Annotated in this window: 17 protein-coding genes; 11 read left to right on the plus strand and 6 right to left on the minus strand. The window is 56.7% G+C overall.

Going from position 1 to position 17,547, the window contains the following annotated elements:
- Positions 1 to 30: 30 nt before the first annotated feature.
- Positions 31 to 453 (plus strand): hypothetical protein, encoded by a 423-nt coding sequence (locus DSM117340_RS09290; protein ID WP_245724402.1) that lies wholly within the window; start codon positions 31 to 33, stop codon positions 451 to 453.
- Here the strand turns inward: DSM117340_RS09290 and DSM117340_RS09295 are convergent, their stop codons facing one another.
- Positions 454 to 1,332: a transglycosylase SLT domain-containing protein gene (locus DSM117340_RS09295; protein ID WP_245724401.1), complete on the minus strand. Its 879-nt coding sequence runs from the start codon at positions 1,330 to 1,332 to the stop codon at positions 454 to 456.
- Between the two features lie 184 nt (positions 1,333 to 1,516).
- Between DSM117340_RS09295 and DSM117340_RS09300 the strand changes: the two genes are divergently transcribed.
- The 4 genes from DSM117340_RS09300 (at position 1,517) to DSM117340_RS09315 (ending at position 5,325) form a co-directional block, all read left to right on the plus strand.
- Positions 1,517 to 2,803: a hypothetical protein gene (locus DSM117340_RS09300; protein WP_271437230.1), complete on the plus strand. Its 1,287-nt coding sequence runs from the start codon at positions 1,517 to 1,519 to the stop codon at positions 2,801 to 2,803.
- Between the two features lie 75 nt (positions 2,804 to 2,878).
- Positions 2,879 to 4,393: an Asp-tRNA(Asn)/Glu-tRNA(Gln) amidotransferase subunit GatB gene (gatB, locus tag DSM117340_RS09305; RefSeq protein WP_354689580.1), complete on the plus strand. Its 1,515-nt coding sequence runs from the start codon at positions 2,879 to 2,881 to the stop codon at positions 4,391 to 4,393.
- A gap of 8 nt (positions 4,394 to 4,401) precedes the next feature.
- A complete protein-coding gene (locus DSM117340_RS09310) occupies positions 4,402 to 4,878 on the plus strand; it encodes a thioesterase family protein (protein ID WP_089890016.1) in 477 nt (158 codons plus the stop codon).
- A 78-nt stretch (positions 4,879 to 4,956) separates the two neighbouring features.
- A complete protein-coding gene (locus DSM117340_RS09315; protein WP_354689581.1) occupies positions 4,957 to 5,325 on the plus strand; it encodes a DUF4177 domain-containing protein in 369 nt (122 codons plus the stop codon).
- On the opposite strand, the gene DSM117340_RS09320 is transcribed toward DSM117340_RS09315, so the two are convergent.
- Entirely contained in the window at positions 5,298 to 5,549 is a 252-nt protein-coding gene (locus tag DSM117340_RS09320) for a BolA family protein (protein WP_089890011.1), read from the minus strand. The two genes, DSM117340_RS09315 and DSM117340_RS09320, sit on opposite strands and share 28 nt — an antisense overlap.
- 75 nt (positions 5,550 to 5,624) lie before the next feature.
- Between DSM117340_RS09320 and DSM117340_RS09325 the strand changes: the two genes are divergently transcribed.
- Positions 5,625 to 6,248 (plus strand): DnaJ domain-containing protein, encoded by a 624-nt coding sequence (locus DSM117340_RS09325; protein ID WP_089890008.1) that lies wholly within the window; start codon positions 5,625 to 5,627, stop codon positions 6,246 to 6,248.
- Here the strand turns inward: DSM117340_RS09325 and DSM117340_RS09330 are convergent.
- Both DSM117340_RS09330 and msrB read right to left on the minus strand, forming a co-directional pair.
- The gene (locus DSM117340_RS09330; protein WP_089890005.1) at positions 6,241 to 6,672 is read right to left on the minus strand and encodes a hypothetical protein; all 432 of its coding nucleotides are present in this window, start codon (positions 6,670 to 6,672) and stop codon (positions 6,241 to 6,243) included. The genes DSM117340_RS09325 and DSM117340_RS09330 overlap by 8 nt on opposite strands.
- Before the next feature lie 91 nt (positions 6,673 to 6,763).
- Positions 6,764 to 7,231, minus strand: coding sequence for a peptide-methionine (R)-S-oxide reductase MsrB (gene msrB / locus DSM117340_RS09335; protein ID WP_089890002.1), 468 nt, complete (start codon positions 7,229 to 7,231; stop codon positions 6,764 to 6,766).
- Between the two features lie 224 nt (positions 7,232 to 7,455).
- Here msrB and cobS point away from each other — a divergent pair, with 224 nt between their 5' ends.
- From cobS to DSM117340_RS09355, 4 genes are all read left to right on the plus strand, one after another.
- Complete coding sequence (gene cobS / locus DSM117340_RS09340) at positions 7,456 to 8,442, plus strand: cobaltochelatase subunit CobS (RefSeq protein ID WP_089890000.1); 987 nt, start codon at positions 7,456 to 7,458, stop codon at positions 8,440 to 8,442.
- Positions 8,443 to 8,451: 9 nt separating this feature from the next.
- Positions 8,452 to 10,329: a cobaltochelatase subunit CobT gene (gene cobT, locus DSM117340_RS09345; RefSeq protein WP_089889997.1), complete on the plus strand. Its 1,878-nt coding sequence runs from the start codon at positions 8,452 to 8,454 to the stop codon at positions 10,327 to 10,329.
- A 166-nt stretch (positions 10,330 to 10,495) separates the two neighbouring features.
- Positions 10,496 to 12,298, plus strand: a complete 1,803-nt coding sequence (locus DSM117340_RS09350; protein ID WP_089889994.1) for an aminopeptidase P family protein — start codon at positions 10,496 to 10,498, stop codon at positions 12,296 to 12,298.
- Positions 12,299 to 12,358: 60 nt separating this feature from the next.
- Positions 12,359 to 12,703, plus strand: a complete 345-nt coding sequence (locus DSM117340_RS09355; RefSeq protein WP_089889991.1) for a DUF427 domain-containing protein — start codon at positions 12,359 to 12,361, stop codon at positions 12,701 to 12,703.
- A 10-nt stretch (positions 12,704 to 12,713) separates the two neighbouring features.
- Here DSM117340_RS09355 and DSM117340_RS09360 read toward each other — a convergent pair whose 3' ends face one another.
- Positions 12,714 to 14,393, minus strand: coding sequence for a chloride channel protein (locus DSM117340_RS09360; RefSeq protein WP_089889988.1), 1,680 nt, complete (start codon positions 14,391 to 14,393; stop codon positions 12,714 to 12,716).
- 111 nt (positions 14,394 to 14,504) lie between these two features.
- On the opposite strand from DSM117340_RS09360, the gene DSM117340_RS09365 reads away from it, so the two are divergent.
- Complete coding sequence (locus DSM117340_RS09365) at positions 14,505 to 15,881, plus strand: FAD-linked oxidase C-terminal domain-containing protein (protein ID WP_089889985.1); 1,377 nt, start codon at positions 14,505 to 14,507, stop codon at positions 15,879 to 15,881.
- Between the two features lies 1 nt (position 15,882).
- On the opposite strand, the gene recN is transcribed toward DSM117340_RS09365, so the two are convergent.
- Positions 15,883 to 17,529, minus strand: coding sequence for a DNA repair protein RecN (gene recN, locus DSM117340_RS09370; protein ID WP_354689582.1), 1,647 nt, complete (start codon positions 17,527 to 17,529; stop codon positions 15,883 to 15,885).
- Positions 17,530 to 17,547: the final 18 nt, after the last annotated feature.

The raw sequence follows: 17,547 nt of genomic DNA on the forward strand, positions 1-17,547 counted from the left end.
ATTGGTATCGGGTGGCAAATGAGCTTGCCTATGAAGCACACCTCCTATGGACGCTCCCCTGCCGCCCTGCTTACACTTGCTGGCGTCTATGCGGTCCTGATTGGGCTTGTTTGGATGATTGATCTCAATCTCTATATCGCGGCATTTTTGGCGCTGTTCACGCTGCCTGCCCTTTGGGAGGCGGTCCAAAACCCTATCAGCACATTTGAGCTCACAGAAACGCATATGCGCTGGAGCACGCCAAGGCTGACCGATGAAATGCCCGTTGGCCTGATCCTGCGCGCGCGGTTTGACACACGGCTTGATCTTTCCGTTAAGGTCACGCTCTTTCTGAAAGACAATCGCAAGCTGCGTCTACCACATGCCTGCACACCGCCCCCTGAAGCCCTTGAGGCTGAGTTGCGCGCATTGGGCATCCCAACTGAGCGACACCACTTTTCACTTATTGGCTGATCAGCCTTCGTTTTGCGCCAAAAGATCCTCAGGGCGCGCTTTCGGGCGTAGGCTTTTATGCGAGACACAGTAGGCTTGCTTGCGCGTCCATGCTGCCATTTCCGCGCGCTTCGCAGACGAATGCATCGGCCCCCAGTCTTGGGTCACACCCTGATACTTACGCTTCTTTTCAGGAAAAAATCCATGGATCACTTGATCGCGCGCAACCGTCTTGCTCATAATCCGGGTGGCACAGCTCAAGTTAAGCCCACCATCCTTGAGCGCTTCGCCCGTCTTGGCCTGACATTTGTATAGCCGCGCTGTCGACGGCAAAATCTGGAGCAAGCCATACCAGAGCCCGCCGCCACCCACTGCATCAGCCCGGTAGGTGCTCTCGTGCTTGGCCAAAGCCGACATAAAGCCAACCCAGAACATCGCACGGCGGAATTCGTCATTCTCTGCGTAGGCAGGGCACCAGTCACGGTAGTCATTGGGCACAGTCTTCGTCAAAGGCTTGCCATGGGACAAGACCGCCTTCATCGCGGTTGTCGTCCAGTCTTTATGGCCCGAGCGGTGCTCCCACCGCGTATGGGGCAAGGCAAACTCATAGGGTCGGCCTTTTGGCCTGATCTGGGCCAGACGCGCATCACTAGCAGTGGAGTATGACGCCTTGCGCGCCTGAGGCCGTATCTTGGCAAACTCGGGGCCAGGGGCACGAACGTGATCTTGAACAGAGCCTTCGGTCTCTTCCCCGCTGGGGGCGATCAAGGCCATCGTTTGCGCAGAAAGCTCCGCAGCAACATCCCCAACGGGAAGGGTCTCAGACGCAAAAGCAACGCCCTTACTCAAAACAAGCAACAGACCCACACACAAAACACTATGAAACTTGGCAGCAAACATTCTTTGGGTCTTAAGCCGATTAGACCCTCTTTGGCAATCTTTTCGCTCAGACACGAGTGATTGTTTCCGAGGCCTGCACAGTCCACTAAATCTTGCCTAGTTTTCCCGAAATCCAACCCGCAATTGCCCTGTTTTAGCCCGATTGCGTCGACACAAAGGGGGCCTGATATGGGAACGAATCAATATGGCACTTCTGTCAAACCTTCCAGAACTGGCGGCACAAGCCCGCCAAAACCTTGCGCTTCTGCCCCGCGCAAAGCGTTCTGGCAGCACAGACACCCCCGTTGAAACAACACAGCGCCAGCTTGCCAGCCGCTTGCAAGAACAACTTCTGATCCCGACAGCAGTCGAGCCTCCAGAAGAAAGCACACGCGTGCGCATTCAGGATCGTGGTCAGTTTCTCGCGCGTCAGGAGCGCTGGGAGGAACTCAGCCGTCTGATCCGCGCCGCTGACAACCGCAAAGTCGCGACCCACTGCGGCATGCCCCACGCTGATCTGCTCAGCCTAGGTGCCCGAACAGATGTGGTGCTGGCGACAGAGCACGCCATTGCAGACGGGTTCACGCCAGGCCTGGCGGGAATAGAAGCCCTCGAAGACATTCTGTTTGAATTCCCTGATGACTACGCCATCGCCGAAATCGTTGCGCAAGCACACATGGATATCGGCTGGGCGTGGCGTGGCTCAAACTGGTCTCATGAAATTCCCGCGCGCAACCTCGCTCTTTTTGAAGCACATTTTGAACGCGCAAGAGACATTCTCGACAGCTTCTCCCGCACGGCCCTCGCCTCACCGCTTCTGGCGGCGGCGCAATGTTCGCTTGTTGTGGCAAAACCGCAGCCCGCCATGCATATTGCCGATGCCTATGAGCGTCTCATTGATCTTAACCCAGCCAACACCGCACCGATGCGCAGCTTAGGCAATTTTCTGTTGCCGCGCTGGTTCGGCTCTTATGATGCGCTCGACCTCGAAGCCCGTCGCACAGCGGCGCGGTGCAGCAAGTTTTGGGGCAACGGCGGCTACACATGGGTGTTTCTTGATGCCCTGAGGGTTGATCAAGGTGCTGCACGCGCATTGGATATCGACTTCTTCCTCGATGGCCTGCGCGATATTCTTTATCTTCAACCCGACCAACATATCGCTAATCTCTTGGCCGCATATACAGGCATTACGATGTCGCCAGTGCGCACACCTGTCGAAGCGCCAGATATCGTGCGTGAAGTGCGTCAGAACATTCATTCGATGTTTGATCACATCCTGCGGGAAAACCTGCGCGAGCTTCATCCGCTCCTCTGGGCCGAAGCCGATCTTGGCCCAACCCCCGGAACATACCTGCCGCCGCGAGGCGCACTTTTACGCAAAGGACGCGACACCGCACTCAATGCCATCGCAAGTCACTTCAAAAGCGATATCATCAGCGGCAAAATCCTTGAGTTTGGCAAAGGTGGGCTCACACTTTCCCCTCAAGCCTAACTCCCCCTTGCCCCGCCCCTAAGGCTGGCCTAGAACCGACCTCGAATTTGCATGAGACGCATAAAGGACGAGGCAATGCTGGATCTGGCCTATGAAACACCGCAGCCCAAAGTGATCGCGGGCGCGAAATACGACTGGGAACTTGTGATCGGCATGGAAGTCCATGCGCAGGTCAGCTCCAAGTCAAAGCTGTTTTCTGGCGCTTCAACGCTGTTTGGTGCCGAGCCAAACTCTAACGTAGCCTTTGTTGACGCTGCCATGCCTGGCATGTTGCCTGTCATCAACGAGTTCTGCGTCGAACAGGCCGTGCGCACGGGCCTTGGCCTAAAGGCCGAAATTCACCTCAAATCAGCGTTTGACCGCAAAAACTATTTCTACCCAGATTTGCCGCAAGGCTATCAGATCAGCCAACTCTATGAGCCCATCGTGGGTGAAGGCGAGATCCTTGTGGATATGGCCCCTGGTGTGGCCCGTCTTGTGCGCGTCGAGCGCATTCACCTTGAGCAAGATGCAGGCAAATCGATCCACGACATGGATCCGAACATGTCTTTCGTCGATCTCAACCGCACAGGCGTTGCGCTGATGGAAATCGTCTCGCGCCCAGATATTCGCAGCCCAGAAGAGGCCGCCGCCTATGTCGTCAAGCTGCGTCAGATTCTACGCTACCTCGGCACATGCGATGGCAACATGCAAAACGGAAACCTGCGCGCCGATGTCAACGTATCGGTCTGCCGCGCAGGTCAGCATGAAAAATACATGGCAACGCAAGACTTCAGCCACCTCGGCACCCGCTGTGAAATCAAAAACATGAACTCGATGCGTTTCATCCAGCAAGCGATCGACTATGAAGCGCGTCGCCAGATCAAAATCCTTGAAGAAGACGGAGAAGTCACACAAGAAACGCGCCTCTACGATCCAGACAAAGGCGAAACACGCTCCATGCGCTCCAAAGAAGAAGCGCATGATTACCGCTACTTCCCTGATCCAGACTTGATGCCGCTTGAGATTGAGCAATCATGGGTCGATGAGATCGCTGCCTCCCTGCCCGAGCTGCCAGACGCGAAACGCGCACGCTTTATGTCAGACTATGGCCTTACAGAATATGACGCTTCGGTGCTCACAGCCGAAGTTCAAAACGCAACCTACTTTGAAGAGGTGGCCGCAGGCCGCGACGGCAAAACAGCCGCAAATTGGGTTATCAACGAGCTCTTTGGTCGCCTCAAAAAAGATGAAGACAAAGACATCAGCGAAAGCCCTGTCTCGCCTGCCCAACTCGGCGGGATCATCGACCTGATCGCAGCCGACACGATATCGGGAAAAATTGCCAAAGACCTCTTCGAGATCGTCTATACCGAAGGCGGCGACCCCGCCGAAATCGTTGAGACCCGCGGCATGAAGCAGGTCACAGACACAGGCGCCATCGAGACCGCACTGGACGAGATCATCGCGGCCAACCCCGCTCAGGTCGAAAAGGCACGCGAAAACCCTAAGCTCGCAGGCTGGTTTGTTGGTCAGGTCATGAAAGCCACAGGCGGCAAGGCAAACCCAAAGGCTGTGAACGATTTGGTCCAAGCCAAGCTGGGCGGCTGAGCCCGACAATGACCAAGCCGTTTATCTCCGAGCCAATGGTCGTGCGCCCAGAGTGGATCGACTTTAATGGGCATCTCAATATGGCCTATTACAATGTCCTCATGGATTTGGGCGTTGACGCACTCTGGCACGAGATCGGCTTTGGTGGTGACTATCTCACTCGGACAGGTCACACGACCTACTCCGCCGAATATCACATGCACTACATACGCGAAGTTCACGAGGGAGACCGTTTGCGCGCAACCTTCCAAGTACTTGATATGAATGACAAGTCTATCCACTTCTGCCAAGAACTCATCCATGAGGATGGGTGGGTGTCTGCTGGCGGAGAAGGGATGTGCCTGCACATTGACCAATCAGGTCCAAGGGTCGCGTCCATGCCCGCAGATATTCTTGAGACATTCAAGACGATGCGCGCAGCGCACGCCAAACTCCCCATCCCAAGCTTCGTTGGTCGCCCTATGGGCATCCGCCACAAGAGCTAAACAAATACAAATAATGGAAACTGCCGCGTGTGCCTGTTAGGGTCAAGCCGCGTCATGAGCTGCAAAAAGGGTTACAAAGTGTACGAATACAAAGTTATCTCCGCACCACGCAAAGGCCTCAAGGCCAAAGGCATCAAGTCACATGAAGACCGTTTTGCCAATTCTCTTCAAGAGCTTATGAATTCAAAAGCACACGAAGGTTGGGAGTTTGTGCGCGCTGAAACTTTGCCAAGCGAAGAGCGTTCAGGATTTAGATCCACGAATGTGGTTTACCGCTCTGTGCTCGTCTTTCGCAAAAAAGTCCAAGAGGCCGCCGAAGAATTTACACCCGCGCCCCCGCCTGTATGGGAAGACACTGCGCCCTCACAGTTCTTTGAGACCCTGCCCGAGCCCGTCGAAGCCGAGTCTTTAGATGACGATCAGGACAGTTCCAAAGCCAACGCGTGAATCTGTTCGTTGAGTGGCCCTAAAGCCGCATGCACAGCACGGTGACGCGCAACTCGGCTCATCGCCTCAAAGCCAGCCGCCTTCATTCGAACTCGAAAGTGACTCTCTCCAGAGCCATCATCGCCAGCATGCCCACTGTGCAAACGCGACTCATTGATCACATCGAGCGTCTCGGCCTCGAAAGCTGCCGTAAGGGCTTCACGAATTTTTGCTTCCATATTCATTTTTTACGCTCTTTCCTCTTTCCCCCAGTTTCAAACACACTAGAGTGCTAAGCCAGTCGCGAAAAGAGAGTTCCCATGCCCAAACACGATCCTTTCGGTTTTGACATGTCTGTGTCATCCGCCAAAAAGAAAAATCCACGTGGCCGCCGCGGCATGTCTGGCGCGTCAGAAACCTCTACACGCCAGTGTGAGCACGCAGGCTGCGAAGAAGCCGGCAAGTTCCGCGCGCCCCGTGCGCCTGATGTGCTCGATGAATATCTATGGTTCTGCAAAGAGCACATTCGCGAGTATAATCTGAAGTGGAACTTCTTTGACGGCACAACAGAAGCCGAAATGAACGCTCAGATGTCCAAGGATAAAGTCTGGGAGCGCGAAACCAAGCCGATCGGAGATCCTGAGGCCCGCGCATGGGCACGCCTCGGTATCGAAGATCCTCATCAGGTGCTTGGCGCAAACGCGACAAAGAACCCGGGCAAAGGCGGCGGCGGCTCACGCCGTTTGCCACCAACAGAGCGACGCGCCATCGAGATCTTGGAAGCCAAAGACCATTGGTCCAAGGCCGAGATTCGCAAGGCTTACAAAAAGCTCATCAAAGTGCTTCACCCCGATATGAACGGCGGCGACCGCTCTCAAGAAGAGCAGCTCCAAGAAGTCGTATGGGCGTGGGATCAGATCAACGTGAGCCGCAGCTTCAAGTGAAGCGGCGGCGCAGCCTGCCCGCTGACCAGTGCAAGCCGGCGCAGAGCGCAATCCACAAGAGCGCAAAAGGCGTGAGAAAGTGAAGCGTCAGCCAGAGGGTGACGAGGCCTAGGTTGTAAAGTGGCAAAGCCATGAAACCAGCAAGATAGGCTGCCAGGACGGTCGCCATCAAAAAAGCAACAAACGACACCACCACCCCGCGCCAGCCCTCGCGCCCCATCAGCGGACCGAGTAAAAAGCCCGCCAGCCCCGCGCTAAAGACGGCAGCCACAACAAAGACGGGCGCCTCAAGGTGTCTTGTGACCATATTCCCAAAGCCGATCAGACTGCCCACTGAGACAAGCCCCCCTGCCGCCCCCACGCCAGCTGCCATAGCCCCTCGCAGCTTCCAGTTCTGCTTTCTCATAAGTTCGATACCGTCCATATCTGCTCTCCTTGTCTTGTCTCCCTGATAAAACAAGAAACGCCCCGCAGCTTTTGCGAGGCGTTTGTGCAGATTTTACACAATTTCAGTGTCAGGCGGCCTTAAAGACCAAGCTCACTCCATTGAGACAATGCCGCTTGCCTGTCGGCTTTGGTCCATCATCAAATATATGGCCAAAGTGGCTGCCACAGCGGCGGCAGTGACATTCGGTGCGCGGATAGATCATCTTATAGTCTGTCTTGGTTTCAATCGCTTCGGGAAGCGCTTTGTAAAAGCTCGGCCAGCCAGTGCCACTGTCATATTTATGCGCTGAACTATAAACAGGAAGGTCACAGCCGCGGCAATGATACATGCCTGCATCATAGACTTTATCGAGAGGCGAAGACCCAGCACGCTCTGTGCCCTCTTGGCGCATCACCTTGTATTGCAAGGGCGTGAGCATTGCGCGCCACTCTGCATCGCTGCGCCTGATGTCAAACTCTTTTGAAGCCGCCGCACGCACAAACGGCAGTCCCGCAGCTGCGCCAAGCGCTGTGACCATAAACAACCGTCTTTTCATAACGCACTGCTCCTTCGCATATTCACGTCTATCATACGTCAAACCCAATCACTTGGCAGCTCAAGCCTGCGCACCTTCGCGTGAACACCTCGTAACACACCCCCATAGAGCCAGCTCTCCCAATTCCGTATTCCAGAGTGGCAATCTTCTGGCTTGGCCTTGCCCTCGCCCCGAAATTGTTGCACCACAACTACAACATTTTCGAGATATGAAGGAATCCGGCTATGGCGGACGGTATGATCGACATTAACGCAAAACCAACCGAGAAACTTTCTGTGCGTGATGTCTTCGGCATCGACACCGATATGACTGTGCCCGCCTTCGCTGAGCGCACCTCACGCGTGCCTGACATGGACAGCACCTACAAGTTTGACCCAGACACAACGCTGGCGATCCTTGCAGGCTTTTCTCACAATCGCCGCGTAATGATCCAAGGCTACCACGGCACAGGTAAATCCACCCACATCGAACAAGTCGCAAGCCAGCTCAACTGGCCTTGTGTGCGCGTGAACCTCGACAGCCACATCTCCCGTATCGACCTGATTGGCAAAGACGCCATCAAGCTGCGCGATGGCAAGCAAGTCACCGAGTTTCAGGAAGGTATTCTGCCGTGGGCGCTGCGCAACCCGACAGCCATCGTCTTTGACGAATATGATGCTGGCCGCGCTGATGTCATGTTCGTGATCCAGCGGGTTCTGGAAGTGGATGGGAAGCTGACACTGCTTGACCAAAACGAAGTTATCACACCCAATCCATACTTCCGCCTCTTCGCCACCGCCAACACTGTTGGTCTCGGCGACACGACAGGCCTCTACCACGGCACACAGCAGATCAACCAAGGCCAGATGGACCGTTGGTCGCTTGTCGCCACGCTGAACTATCTCTCGATCGATGCTGAAACCCAGATCATCTTGGCCAAAAACCCGCATTACAACACGGATGCTGGCCGCAAAACCATCAAGCACATGGTTCAAGTCGCAGATCTCACCCGCACGGCCTTTATGAACGGTGACCTGTCCACGGTCATGTCGCCACGCACCGTAATCGCATGGGCTCAGAACGCAGAGATTTTCCGCAATGTCGGCTATGCCTTCCGCCTGACGTTCCTCAATAAATGTGACGAACTTGAGCGCCAAACGGTTGCAGAGTTCTACCAGCGCTTGTTTGATGAAGAGCTGCCAGAAAGTGCTGCAAGCGTAAGCTTGGGCTAAGCACAAGAGATGTCAAAGCCATCCGATAACCCAGCAGATCCTTTCAAAAAAGCCCTCGCCGAGGCCACTAAAGTCTTGGCGAACGACTCCGATCTGACGGTCAGCTATTCGGTCGATCCTTCTGGCATGTCGGGCGACACAATGCGGCTGCCGCAAGTCTCCCGCCGCATGACCCGCGATGAAGTCTTGCTCGCTCGCGGTACAGCGGATGCTTTGGCCCTCAAACATAAGTATCACGACACAGCCACCCATGCCCGCTACGCTCCTGCAGGCGACTTGGCTCGCGAAATTTACGAAGCGATGGAAACCGCGCGCTGCGAAGCGATGGGCGCGCGCGATATGCCGGGGACGGCAGGCAACATTGATGCCAAGATCGCCGAAGACGCCCGTCGCGCAGGCTATGCCGAAATAACCGACCGCGCCGACGCCTCCCTCGCGACAGCCGCAGGCTACCTCGTACGCCACCTCGCCACAGGGCGCGATTTGCCTGCAGGCGCGCGCAATGTGATGGAGCTTTGGCAAGGCTTCATGGAAGAACAAGCCGGCGACGCGCTCGAAGACGTCTCAGAACGCCTCGCAAGCCAGCAGGATTTTGCCCGCTTCGCCCGCCGTGTCATCTCAGATCTTGGCTATGCCGACCAGCTTGGCGATGATCCAGACGCCCCCGATGAGGAAAGCGACGAAAGTCAGGACGAAGCAGAGCAAGACGAGGATCAGCCAGATAGCACGGGGCAGGACGACGCCCAAGAGGATGAGTCCGAGGCCAGCCCAGAGCAATCCCAAGAAGAGACCCAAGACGCTGCCGAGGCGCAAGTCTCGATGGATGAGATGGCCGATGAAGAGCTTGGCGATGAGGCAGATATGCCTGATGGCGAAGCCCCACTTGAGCCGCCGCCCCCACAGCCAAGCTCAGATGCAGACCCCAACTATCTGGTCTATGACGCGAGCAACGACGAAGAAATTCTCGCCGAAGAGCTTGCCGAGCCCGCCGAGCTCGAACGCCTGCGCGCTTATCTCGACCAACAGCTTGAGCCGCTGAAAGGCGCTGTCAGCCGTCTCGCAAACAAGCTTCAGCGCCGCTTGCAGGCGCAACAAAATCGCTCTTGGTCCTTTGACGAGGAAGAAGGCATCCTCGATGCTGGTCGCTTGGCACGGGTCATCTCAAACCCAACAACACCGCTCAGCTTCAAAGTCGAGCAAGACACCGAATTCCGCGACACTGTTGTGACGCTGCTGATAGACAATTCAGGCTCCATGCGCGGCCGCCCGATCTCAATTGCAGCTATATGTGCTGACGTTCTCGCCCGCACGCTTGAACGCTGCTCTGTGAAAGTCGAAATTCTAGGGTTCACCACGCGCGCTTGGAAAGGCGGGCTCGCACGCGAAAAATGGCTTGCTGACGGCCGTCCCCAACAGCCAGGCCGCCTCAATGACCTGCGCCATATCATCTACAAGCACGCCGACAGCCCTTGGCGCCGCTCGCGCGACAACTTGGGTCTGATGATGAAAGAAGGCCTCCTCAAAGAAAACATCGACGGTGAAGCCCTCGAATGGGCGCACCGCCGCATGTCTCGCCGCTCAGAGGCGCGTAAAATCCTCATGGTGATTTCCGATGGCGCGCCAGTGGATGACTCCACTCTGTCAGTCAATCCCGCGAACTACCTCGAGAAACACCTGCGCGATGTCATTGCCATGGTCGAGAAAAAACGCGCAGTCGAACTGCTCGCAATCGGCATCGGCCATGATGTCACGCGCTATTATAACCGCGCGGTGACCATCACAGATGTAGAGCAGCTTGCCGGTGCCATGACAGAACAGCTCGCCTCCCTCTTTGATACGGACCCGCGTGCACGTGCGCGCTTCCTCGGCATCAAGCGCGCCAGCTAGGCTCAGGTCCGACACCGTATCGGGTTTTTTCTGTCCCAAATATCCTCGTGGCTCACGAGGAGGATGGCCGTATCGTCGGTCTGATTTTGCATCGCAAAATTCGATCCCGCCTCTTCCCCCACGCGGCGTTCCCCCTTAGTCTCTCTCACAAGTTGGGAGACAAATTATGTTCCAAAGTTTTGAAAACCGCGCCGATCCAAGTCAGGGAAAGATCCGCCTGACGGAGCTTCGCAACCGCATGACCAAAGAAAGTGTCGTAGGCTTTCTCGTACCCCGTGCCGATGCCCACCAAGGTGAATATTGTGCGCCCCATGATGAGCGCTTGTCTTGGCTCACAGGCTTTACAGGCTCTGCCGGCTTTGCTGCCGTCCTCAAGGACAGCGCGGGGGTCTTCATCGACGGCCGCTATCGCACACAAGTCAAAGAGCAGGTCGATCTGGCTGTCTTTACGCCTGTGCCATGGCCCGAAACTGCGCTTAAAGACTGGCTTGCCCAAGAGCTGCCCCAAGGCGGGGTCATCGCCTATGATCCGTGGCTCCACGTCGCGAGTGAAATCGAAGACCTCGAGGCAAGCCTCGCCAAAAAAGGGTTCAGCTTTCGCGCCAGTGCCAACCTTGTTGACAAAATATGGCCTGATCAGCCCGCGCCGCCGCTTGGGCCGATCGCGCCCTACCCCGAAGCACTTGCAGGCGAGGCACATGCTTCGAAACGGGCCAGACTTGCCAAAGCCCTACGCGCTACGGGCCAGTCCGCCGCCGTGATCACCCTGCCCGATTCTATCGCATGGCTACTCAACATCCGCGGCAGCGATATTCCACGCAATCCCGTGCCGCATGCCTTCGCCATTCTCTTTGACACGGGTCACGTGACGCTTTTTGCCGATCCAAAGAAAATAGACGACATGTTGCGCGCCCACCTCGGCCCAGAAATCAAACTACGGCCAACCTCGGCGCTCGAGCCAACGCTCCATTCCCTCCAAGGCACTGTGCGCGTCGATCGCAAAACCGCACCCATTAAAGTCGTCCAAGAGCTTGCCGAGGGCAACGCAATCCTGTCGTGGGGCGACGATCCCTGCATTCTGCCCAAAGCTTGCAAAACATCTGCCGAAATTGAGGGTACTCAAGAGGCGCATCTGCGCGATGCCGCCGCTGTCGTCGAATTTCTCACATGGTTTGACGCCCAGCCGATCGGCTCGCTCACAGAGATAGATGTGGTCAAACGCCTCGAAGAGGCCCGTTACGCCACCAATGATTTGCTTGATATCAGCTTTGAAACCATCGCAGGCACTGGCCCGCACGGCGCCATCATGCACTACCGCGTCACAGAAGAGACAAATGCCCCGCTTAAAGAAGGCCAGCTACTCGTGTTGGACAGCGGCGGACAGTATATTGACGGCACAACCGACATCACGCGCACATTGCCTATCGGCGCTGTCGGAACCGAAGAAAAGCGCTGCTTTACGCGTGTCTTGCAAGGCATGATTGCAATCTCTCGGCTGCGTTTCCCCAAAGGGCTCGCAGGCCGCGATCTCGACGCAATCGCGCGCTATCCACTCTGGCTCGCCGGACAAGATTTCAATCACGGCACAGGGCATGGCGTCGGGGTTTATCTCTGCGTCCACGAAGGCCCACAAAGGCTCAGCCGCGTTTCCGATGTGCCGCTTCAAGCTGGTATGATCCTCTCCAACGAGCCTGGGTATTACTGCGAGGGCGCCTTCGGCATCCGGTTGGAAAATCTCATTGTTGTTCAAGACGCCCGCACACTTGAGGGCGCCGATCCGCGCCCAATGTTTGACTTCCTGACGCTCACGTATGTGCCGATTGCACGAGCGCTGATTTGCGCAGAGATGCTCAGTCTTGACGAGCGGAACTGGCTCAATCTTTATCACAAGGCCTGTTATGAGAACATTGCACCAAGGCTTTCCCCCGAGGCTCAAGTGTGGTTAAGTCACGCGACCCAAGACATTTGACATTTTAGTGTAACAGTTTGACGCCATACTGCGCGCAAACGTATCTCAAGGACTGAACACATGGCCCCCAAAATCACGATCACCCGCGCCACTGGCACTTGGGTTGTGCGCGCTGGAGGCGCTGTCTTGGGCGAGAGCAAAAACGCACTAGAGCTGTCAGAAGGCGACTACCCGTCAGTGATCTATTTCCCCCGCAGCGATATTGCGACCGCTTTCCTAGATGCCAGCAGTCATACAAGCCATTGCCCGCACAAAGGGGATGCCAGCTACTATTCGATCGTGACCAAATCCAAAACGATCGAAAACGCCGTCTGGAGTTACGAAGCCCCACTCGACGCTGTTTCCAAAATCAAAGATCACCTCGCCTTCTACCCATCAGATGATGTCACTGTAGAACGAGTCTGACCGCCCGCGCTCAGCTGTGTTCTTCTGCAGCTGTGGCCGCCAATGCGCGGTTGTAGGCCTTCAGCGCATCAACATGCATGAGCGCCCCCCAGAGTTCGGGTGGTGCATCTTCTCCCGATAGACTCACGACAGGCAAAAAGCGCGCGCCCGTACGCTCGAAAAGCGGCATGGCGGTTTCCAGCGTCGCGTTGCCATCCACATAAACCCCCTGCTCGACAAGCTCCCAAAGTTCCTCCTCAGAGGGGCAGCTCTCATCGTCTTTGTCGCGCATGAGCTTGGCGACACGGAACATCGCCAACAAGTAAGCCTGCGGGCCAGCCGCAAGGTGTACATTGCGGCGCTCAAGCTGGGTGAGAAAGAAAGAACGGTCCACAAGCCGCGAACCAAGTGCCGTCGACATACTCACCGCGACCATAACAGCAATCGCGGTCTGCCAGTCTCCTGTCAGCTCAAAGACAATCAAAGTTGTCGAAATTGGTGCGCCCAAAACGGCCGCTGCCACTGCGCCCATCCCCGCCAACGCGTAGAGCGCACTTGTGCCTGACACCTCGGGAAAAATACTGGTCGCAATGGTTCCAAAGGCAAGACCCGTAAGCGCCCCAACCATCAGCGAGGGTGAAAACACACCGCCTCCCATCCGTCCTGCCATGGTGATCACGACAGCCACGACTTTGAGCATCGCATAGACGACAGCCTGCCAGAGCAGAAGCTTGCCCGTTAACGCCGCAGAAGTCGTCTCATAGCCAACACCAATGATATGCGGGAAGAAGACCGCCAGCCCCCCAAGCAATGCCCCAGCAATCGCGGGGCGCAACCAGCGCGGCACGTTGAATTTCTGCTGTAAATGGCTGGCAATATCCTCGCCAATAAAGATCGAACGCATCAGCGCTGCAGCGATCAGCCCACACAACAGACCAAGAATGAGAAACGCTGGCAATTCGACATAAAACGCCAAGGCAGAACTGACAGGCAAGCTGAATTCTGTAACATCACCAAAGGCGAGCCGATTGATCACAGTCCCTGCCACAGAGGCAATCACAATAGGCGCAAAGGCATGAACCGCAAAGTGCCGCAACACGACTTCTAGCGCAAAAAGAGCTCCCGCGATCGGCGCGTTGAACGAGGCGGAAACGGCAGCAGCCACCGCGCAACCGAGCAAGTCGCGCCCCGTAATGCCATCTGCATGGAGCTTGTTTGACACCCAAGACGAGATCACCGCAGCCAAGTGGACAACAGGCCCCTCCCGCCCCGAAGAGCCACCTGTCCCAAGCGTAATCAATGAAGCAAACGCTGAGGCCACACCCTCACGCCGCTCGACACGCCCATCATTTAGCGCCGCGCCCTCTATCACATCTGCGACAGAGCGCACCCGCCCATCTGGTGTGAAATGGTGCAGGATTTGCCCGACAACCAACCCACCCACAATCGGGATCACAAGCACCCAATACCAAGACATATTGAGTGCAAAACTATAGAGATGATCGACATCATCGGTCCCATAGGCCCACGCCTGCAAGCCTTCGATGCCCCAACGAAACAAGACCGCGCCAAAGCCCGCAGCAACCCCGATAGCGAGTGCAATAAACCAGAATTGGACCTGACTCGGCCCCCTGTCGCGAAGAACTCGCAAGGCGCGGCCAAGGTCATCCCCCGCCGCAGCCAGCTTTTCTTTCACAAATCTAGAGGCCATCGCGCACCCAAACCCTTTTATGCAGCATTTTAATAAAATATTAACGAGCCACGCTTTCCCCTGCGCTCCCAAAGCCCTAACCTCGCAAAACAAATACAGCAGGGGGCAATCATGAGCGTGACACGCGCCATTCACAGGTTAACTTCATTACTAGGCGAAGGTCTAAGCCTGTCCAAGCCCGTTCTTGAAGATCATGGTCGCTCCGAGACATATTTCCCTCTTGCCGCGCCAGATGCCGTTGCCTTTCCAAAAAACACTCAGGAGGTCAGCGCAATCGTCAAGATCTGTGCCGACGAAGGCTGTGCCGTGATTGGTTTTGGCGCAGGCACCTCCCTTGAAGGCCAAGCTCAAGCCCCTTTTGGGGGTATTTGCGTCGACTTTTCAAAGATGAAGGCGATCCGTCGTCTTGCCCAAGAAGATATGGTTGCCGTCGTAGAAGCAGGGATCACGCGCGAAGAACTCAATGAAGAGCTGCGCGCCACGGGCTTGTTCTTTCCCGTCGATCCAGGCGCAAACGCCTCTCTCGGCGGTATGGCCTCGACACGCGCCTCTGGCACAACAGCTGTCCGCTACGGAACCATGCGTGACAATGTCATCGGCCTTGAAGTGGTTCTCGCCGACGGGCGCATCATCCAAACAGGCACAGAAGCCCGCAAAACATCGGCCGGCTATGATCTGACAGGCCTCTTCGTCGGTGCCGAGGGCACACTTGGCCTCATCACTGCCCTCACCCTGCGCTTGCGCGGCCAGCCCGAAGCCATCACCGCCGCCGTCTGCGCATTTCCAACCGTAGACGCTGCCGTGAACTGCGTGATCGACACAATCCAGATGGATTTGTCTATGGCCCGTATCGAAATTGTCGACACCGCAACCGTTCAGACTTTCAACACGATGGCAGGTGCAACCATGCCAGAAACACCGCACCTCATGCTTGAGTTTCACGGCACCGAAAGCAGCGTGCAAGATATGGCCGAAACCTTTGGTGACATCGCCGCGGATCACGGCGGCATGGGCTTTCAATGGGCCTCGCGTGCCGAGGATCGCGCCGCTCTTTGGCATATGCGCCATCACGCCTACTGGACGATCCTACAGTCTCGCCCTGGTGCAACCGCCTTGGTCACTGACGTCTGCGTCCCAATCTCGCGCCTCGCCGAAGCCGTCGCCGCTGCGCAAGACGATATCGCCCGCTCCGGCCTCATCGGACCGATCCTCGGCCATGTTGGCGATGGCAATTTCCACTCAATCCTAATGTTTGACCCCGCCAAACCAGAAGAGCTCGCCGCCGCCAAAGAAGCCTCCGAGCGGATGGTCTCCCGTGCGCTTGATATGGGCGGAACCGCCACGGGCGAGCATGGCATCGGGATTGGAAAGTTACACTATATGGAGCGTGAGCATGGCGAGGGCTGGAACCTGATGGGGGACATAAAGTCAGCGCTAGATCCGCAAAACATCATGAACCCAGGTAAGCTTGTCCCGCCCAAAAACTGAATTAAAGCAAAGCCTTCGCGGCAGCTCTCGCCTCGACAGTGATCGTGTCGCCAGAAATCATCCGAGCCACTTCGTCAATGCGCTCTTCGACACCCAATGGCTTCACCGTTGAAAGCGTCTGCCCGTTGGTAACGTTCTTCTCCACCCGCCAGTGGTGTTGTCCAAGCGCAGCAACCTGTGGAGAGTGCGTGACGACAAGCACCTGCCCGCCCTCCCCGAGGGCGCGCAAACGGCGGCCCACAGCATCTGCTGTCGCCCCTCCCACACCACGGTCGATCTCGTCAAAAATCATCGTCACATCGCTTGCGCCACCTGTAAGGCACACCTTAAGTGCCAGCAAAAAGCGGCTCAGCTCGCCGCCCGAGGCGATTTTGGCCAAAGGCCCCGCTGGCGCGCCAGGGTTCGTCGCGACAACAAAGCTCACGGCGTCACTGCCTTCAGGTCCTGCTTCGCCATCGGTAAGTTCAGTGGTAAAGACCGCGCGCTCCATCTTGAGCGGCGCGAGTTCTGCCATCACAGCCGCATCAAGCTTTGCCGCAGCAGTGTGCCGCGCCGCGCTCAGCGCTTCAGCCGCAGCGCGGTAGGCAGCGTCCGCTGCTTTGCTCGCGGCTTCCAACGCGCCAAGCTCTGCATCGCTCGCATCCACCTGCTCAAGCTTTGTACGTAGCGTCTCAGCGTGCTCCGCCAGAGCGTCAGGCTGCACCTCATACTTGCGTGCCAGCCCGCGAATAGCGAAAAGTCGCTCCTCACACGCTTCAAGTTCAGCTGGGCTAAACTCCATAGCCCGTAATGTGTCCTCAACAGCGTCAGAGGCCAGAGCCAGCTCGTTCAAGCCACGCTCCAGCGCTTCAATCGCTTCAACAAGCAACTCGGCCGCCTCACCGCCGACAGCCTCAAGCCAACGCAGCGCCTCACTTGCACTGTCCTCCGCGCCCTTTTCGTCGCGTAGCACGCTCAGAGCGCGGACAATATCACTGCGTACCTTCTCAGCACCTTGCATTTGACGGCGCTGACGGTCGAGCGCTTCATCCTCGCCCGCCTTTGGCGAAAGCTTATCAAGCTCGGCAACGGAGTACCGCAAATACTCCTCCTCCTCACGCAACGCCTCAATAGCTTTACGCGCTGCCATCAGCTCAGATGCCGCTTTGGCCCGCGCCCGCCAAAGCCCGCGCAGCTCCGCCAGCTTAGGGCCAAGGCCAGCAAAATCGTCCAAAAGATTGCGGTGACCACGCGGATTGAGCAAGCCACGGTCATCATTCTGCCCATGCAACTCAACCAAATGCTCAGACAGCGCCCGCAGCACATCACCCGAACAGCGCCGATCATTTACCCACGCGGTCTTGCGACCATCGCTTGTGTTGACCCGCCGCAAAATAAGTTCGCTCCCTTGTGGAATACCCGCCTCTTCCAAGACAGCAAAGGCCGCGTGCCCGTCGGGCAAATCAAATACGGCTGTAACTTCCCCTTGCGCCGCACCGCTGCGCACAAGTTCTGCCCGCCCCCGCCAGCCAAGCACAAAGCCAAGCGAGTCGAGCAAAATAGACTTGCCCGCCCCTGTTTCGCCTGTGAGTACGTTGAGACCGGCCTCAAAGCCGAGCTCGAGATGATCGATCAGCAGAATGTCTCTAATATCTAGCGCCCGCAGCATCTTGGCTCAGCTTTCCTG

The sequence above is a fragment of the Lentibacter algarum genome, assembly GCF_040580765.1.
Classification (GTDB): domain Bacteria; phylum Pseudomonadota; class Alphaproteobacteria; order Rhodobacterales; family Rhodobacteraceae; genus Lentibacter; species Lentibacter algarum.

Bases quoted from the DNA above. Each gene is read 5' to 3' on its own strand.
- DSM117340_RS09290 (WP_245724402.1), top strand. From the start codon at position 31: ATGAAGCACACCTCCTATGGACGCTCCCCTGCCGCCCTGCTTACACTT.
- DSM117340_RS09295 (WP_245724401.1), bottom strand. From the start codon at position 1,332: ATGTTTGCTGCCAAGTTTCATAGTGTTTTGTGTGTGGGTCTGTTGCTT.
- DSM117340_RS09300 (WP_271437230.1), top strand. From the start codon at position 1,517: ATGGCACTTCTGTCAAACCTTCCAGAACTGGCGGCACAAGCCCGCCAA.
- gatB (WP_354689580.1), top strand. From the start codon at position 2,879: ATGCTGGATCTGGCCTATGAAACACCGCAGCCCAAAGTGATCGCGGGC.
- DSM117340_RS09310 (WP_089890016.1), top strand. From the start codon at position 4,402: ATGACCAAGCCGTTTATCTCCGAGCCAATGGTCGTGCGCCCAGAGTGG.
- DSM117340_RS09320 (WP_089890011.1), bottom strand. From the start codon at position 5,549: ATGAATATGGAAGCAAAAATTCGTGAAGCCCTTACGGCAGCTTTCGAG.
- DSM117340_RS09325 (WP_089890008.1), top strand. From the start codon at position 5,625: ATGCCCAAACACGATCCTTTCGGTTTTGACATGTCTGTGTCATCCGCC.
- DSM117340_RS09330 (WP_089890005.1), bottom strand. From the start codon at position 6,672: ATGGACGGTATCGAACTTATGAGAAAGCAGAACTGGAAGCTGCGAGGG.
- msrB (WP_089890002.1), bottom strand. From the start codon at position 7,231: ATGAAAAGACGGTTGTTTATGGTCACAGCGCTTGGCGCAGCTGCGGGA.
- cobS (WP_089890000.1), top strand. From the start codon at position 7,456: ATGGCGGACGGTATGATCGACATTAACGCAAAACCAACCGAGAAACTT.
- cobT (WP_089889997.1), top strand. From the start codon at position 8,452: ATGTCAAAGCCATCCGATAACCCAGCAGATCCTTTCAAAAAAGCCCTC.
- DSM117340_RS09350 (WP_089889994.1), top strand. From the start codon at position 10,496: ATGTTCCAAAGTTTTGAAAACCGCGCCGATCCAAGTCAGGGAAAGATC.
- DSM117340_RS09355 (WP_089889991.1), top strand. From the start codon at position 12,359: ATGGCCCCCAAAATCACGATCACCCGCGCCACTGGCACTTGGGTTGTG.
- DSM117340_RS09360 (WP_089889988.1), bottom strand. From the start codon at position 14,393: ATGGCCTCTAGATTTGTGAAAGAAAAGCTGGCTGCGGCGGGGGATGAC.
- DSM117340_RS09365 (WP_089889985.1), top strand. From the start codon at position 14,505: ATGAGCGTGACACGCGCCATTCACAGGTTAACTTCATTACTAGGCGAA.
- recN (WP_354689582.1), bottom strand. From the start codon at position 17,529: ATGCTGCGGGCGCTAGATATTAGAGACATTCTGCTGATCGATCATCTC.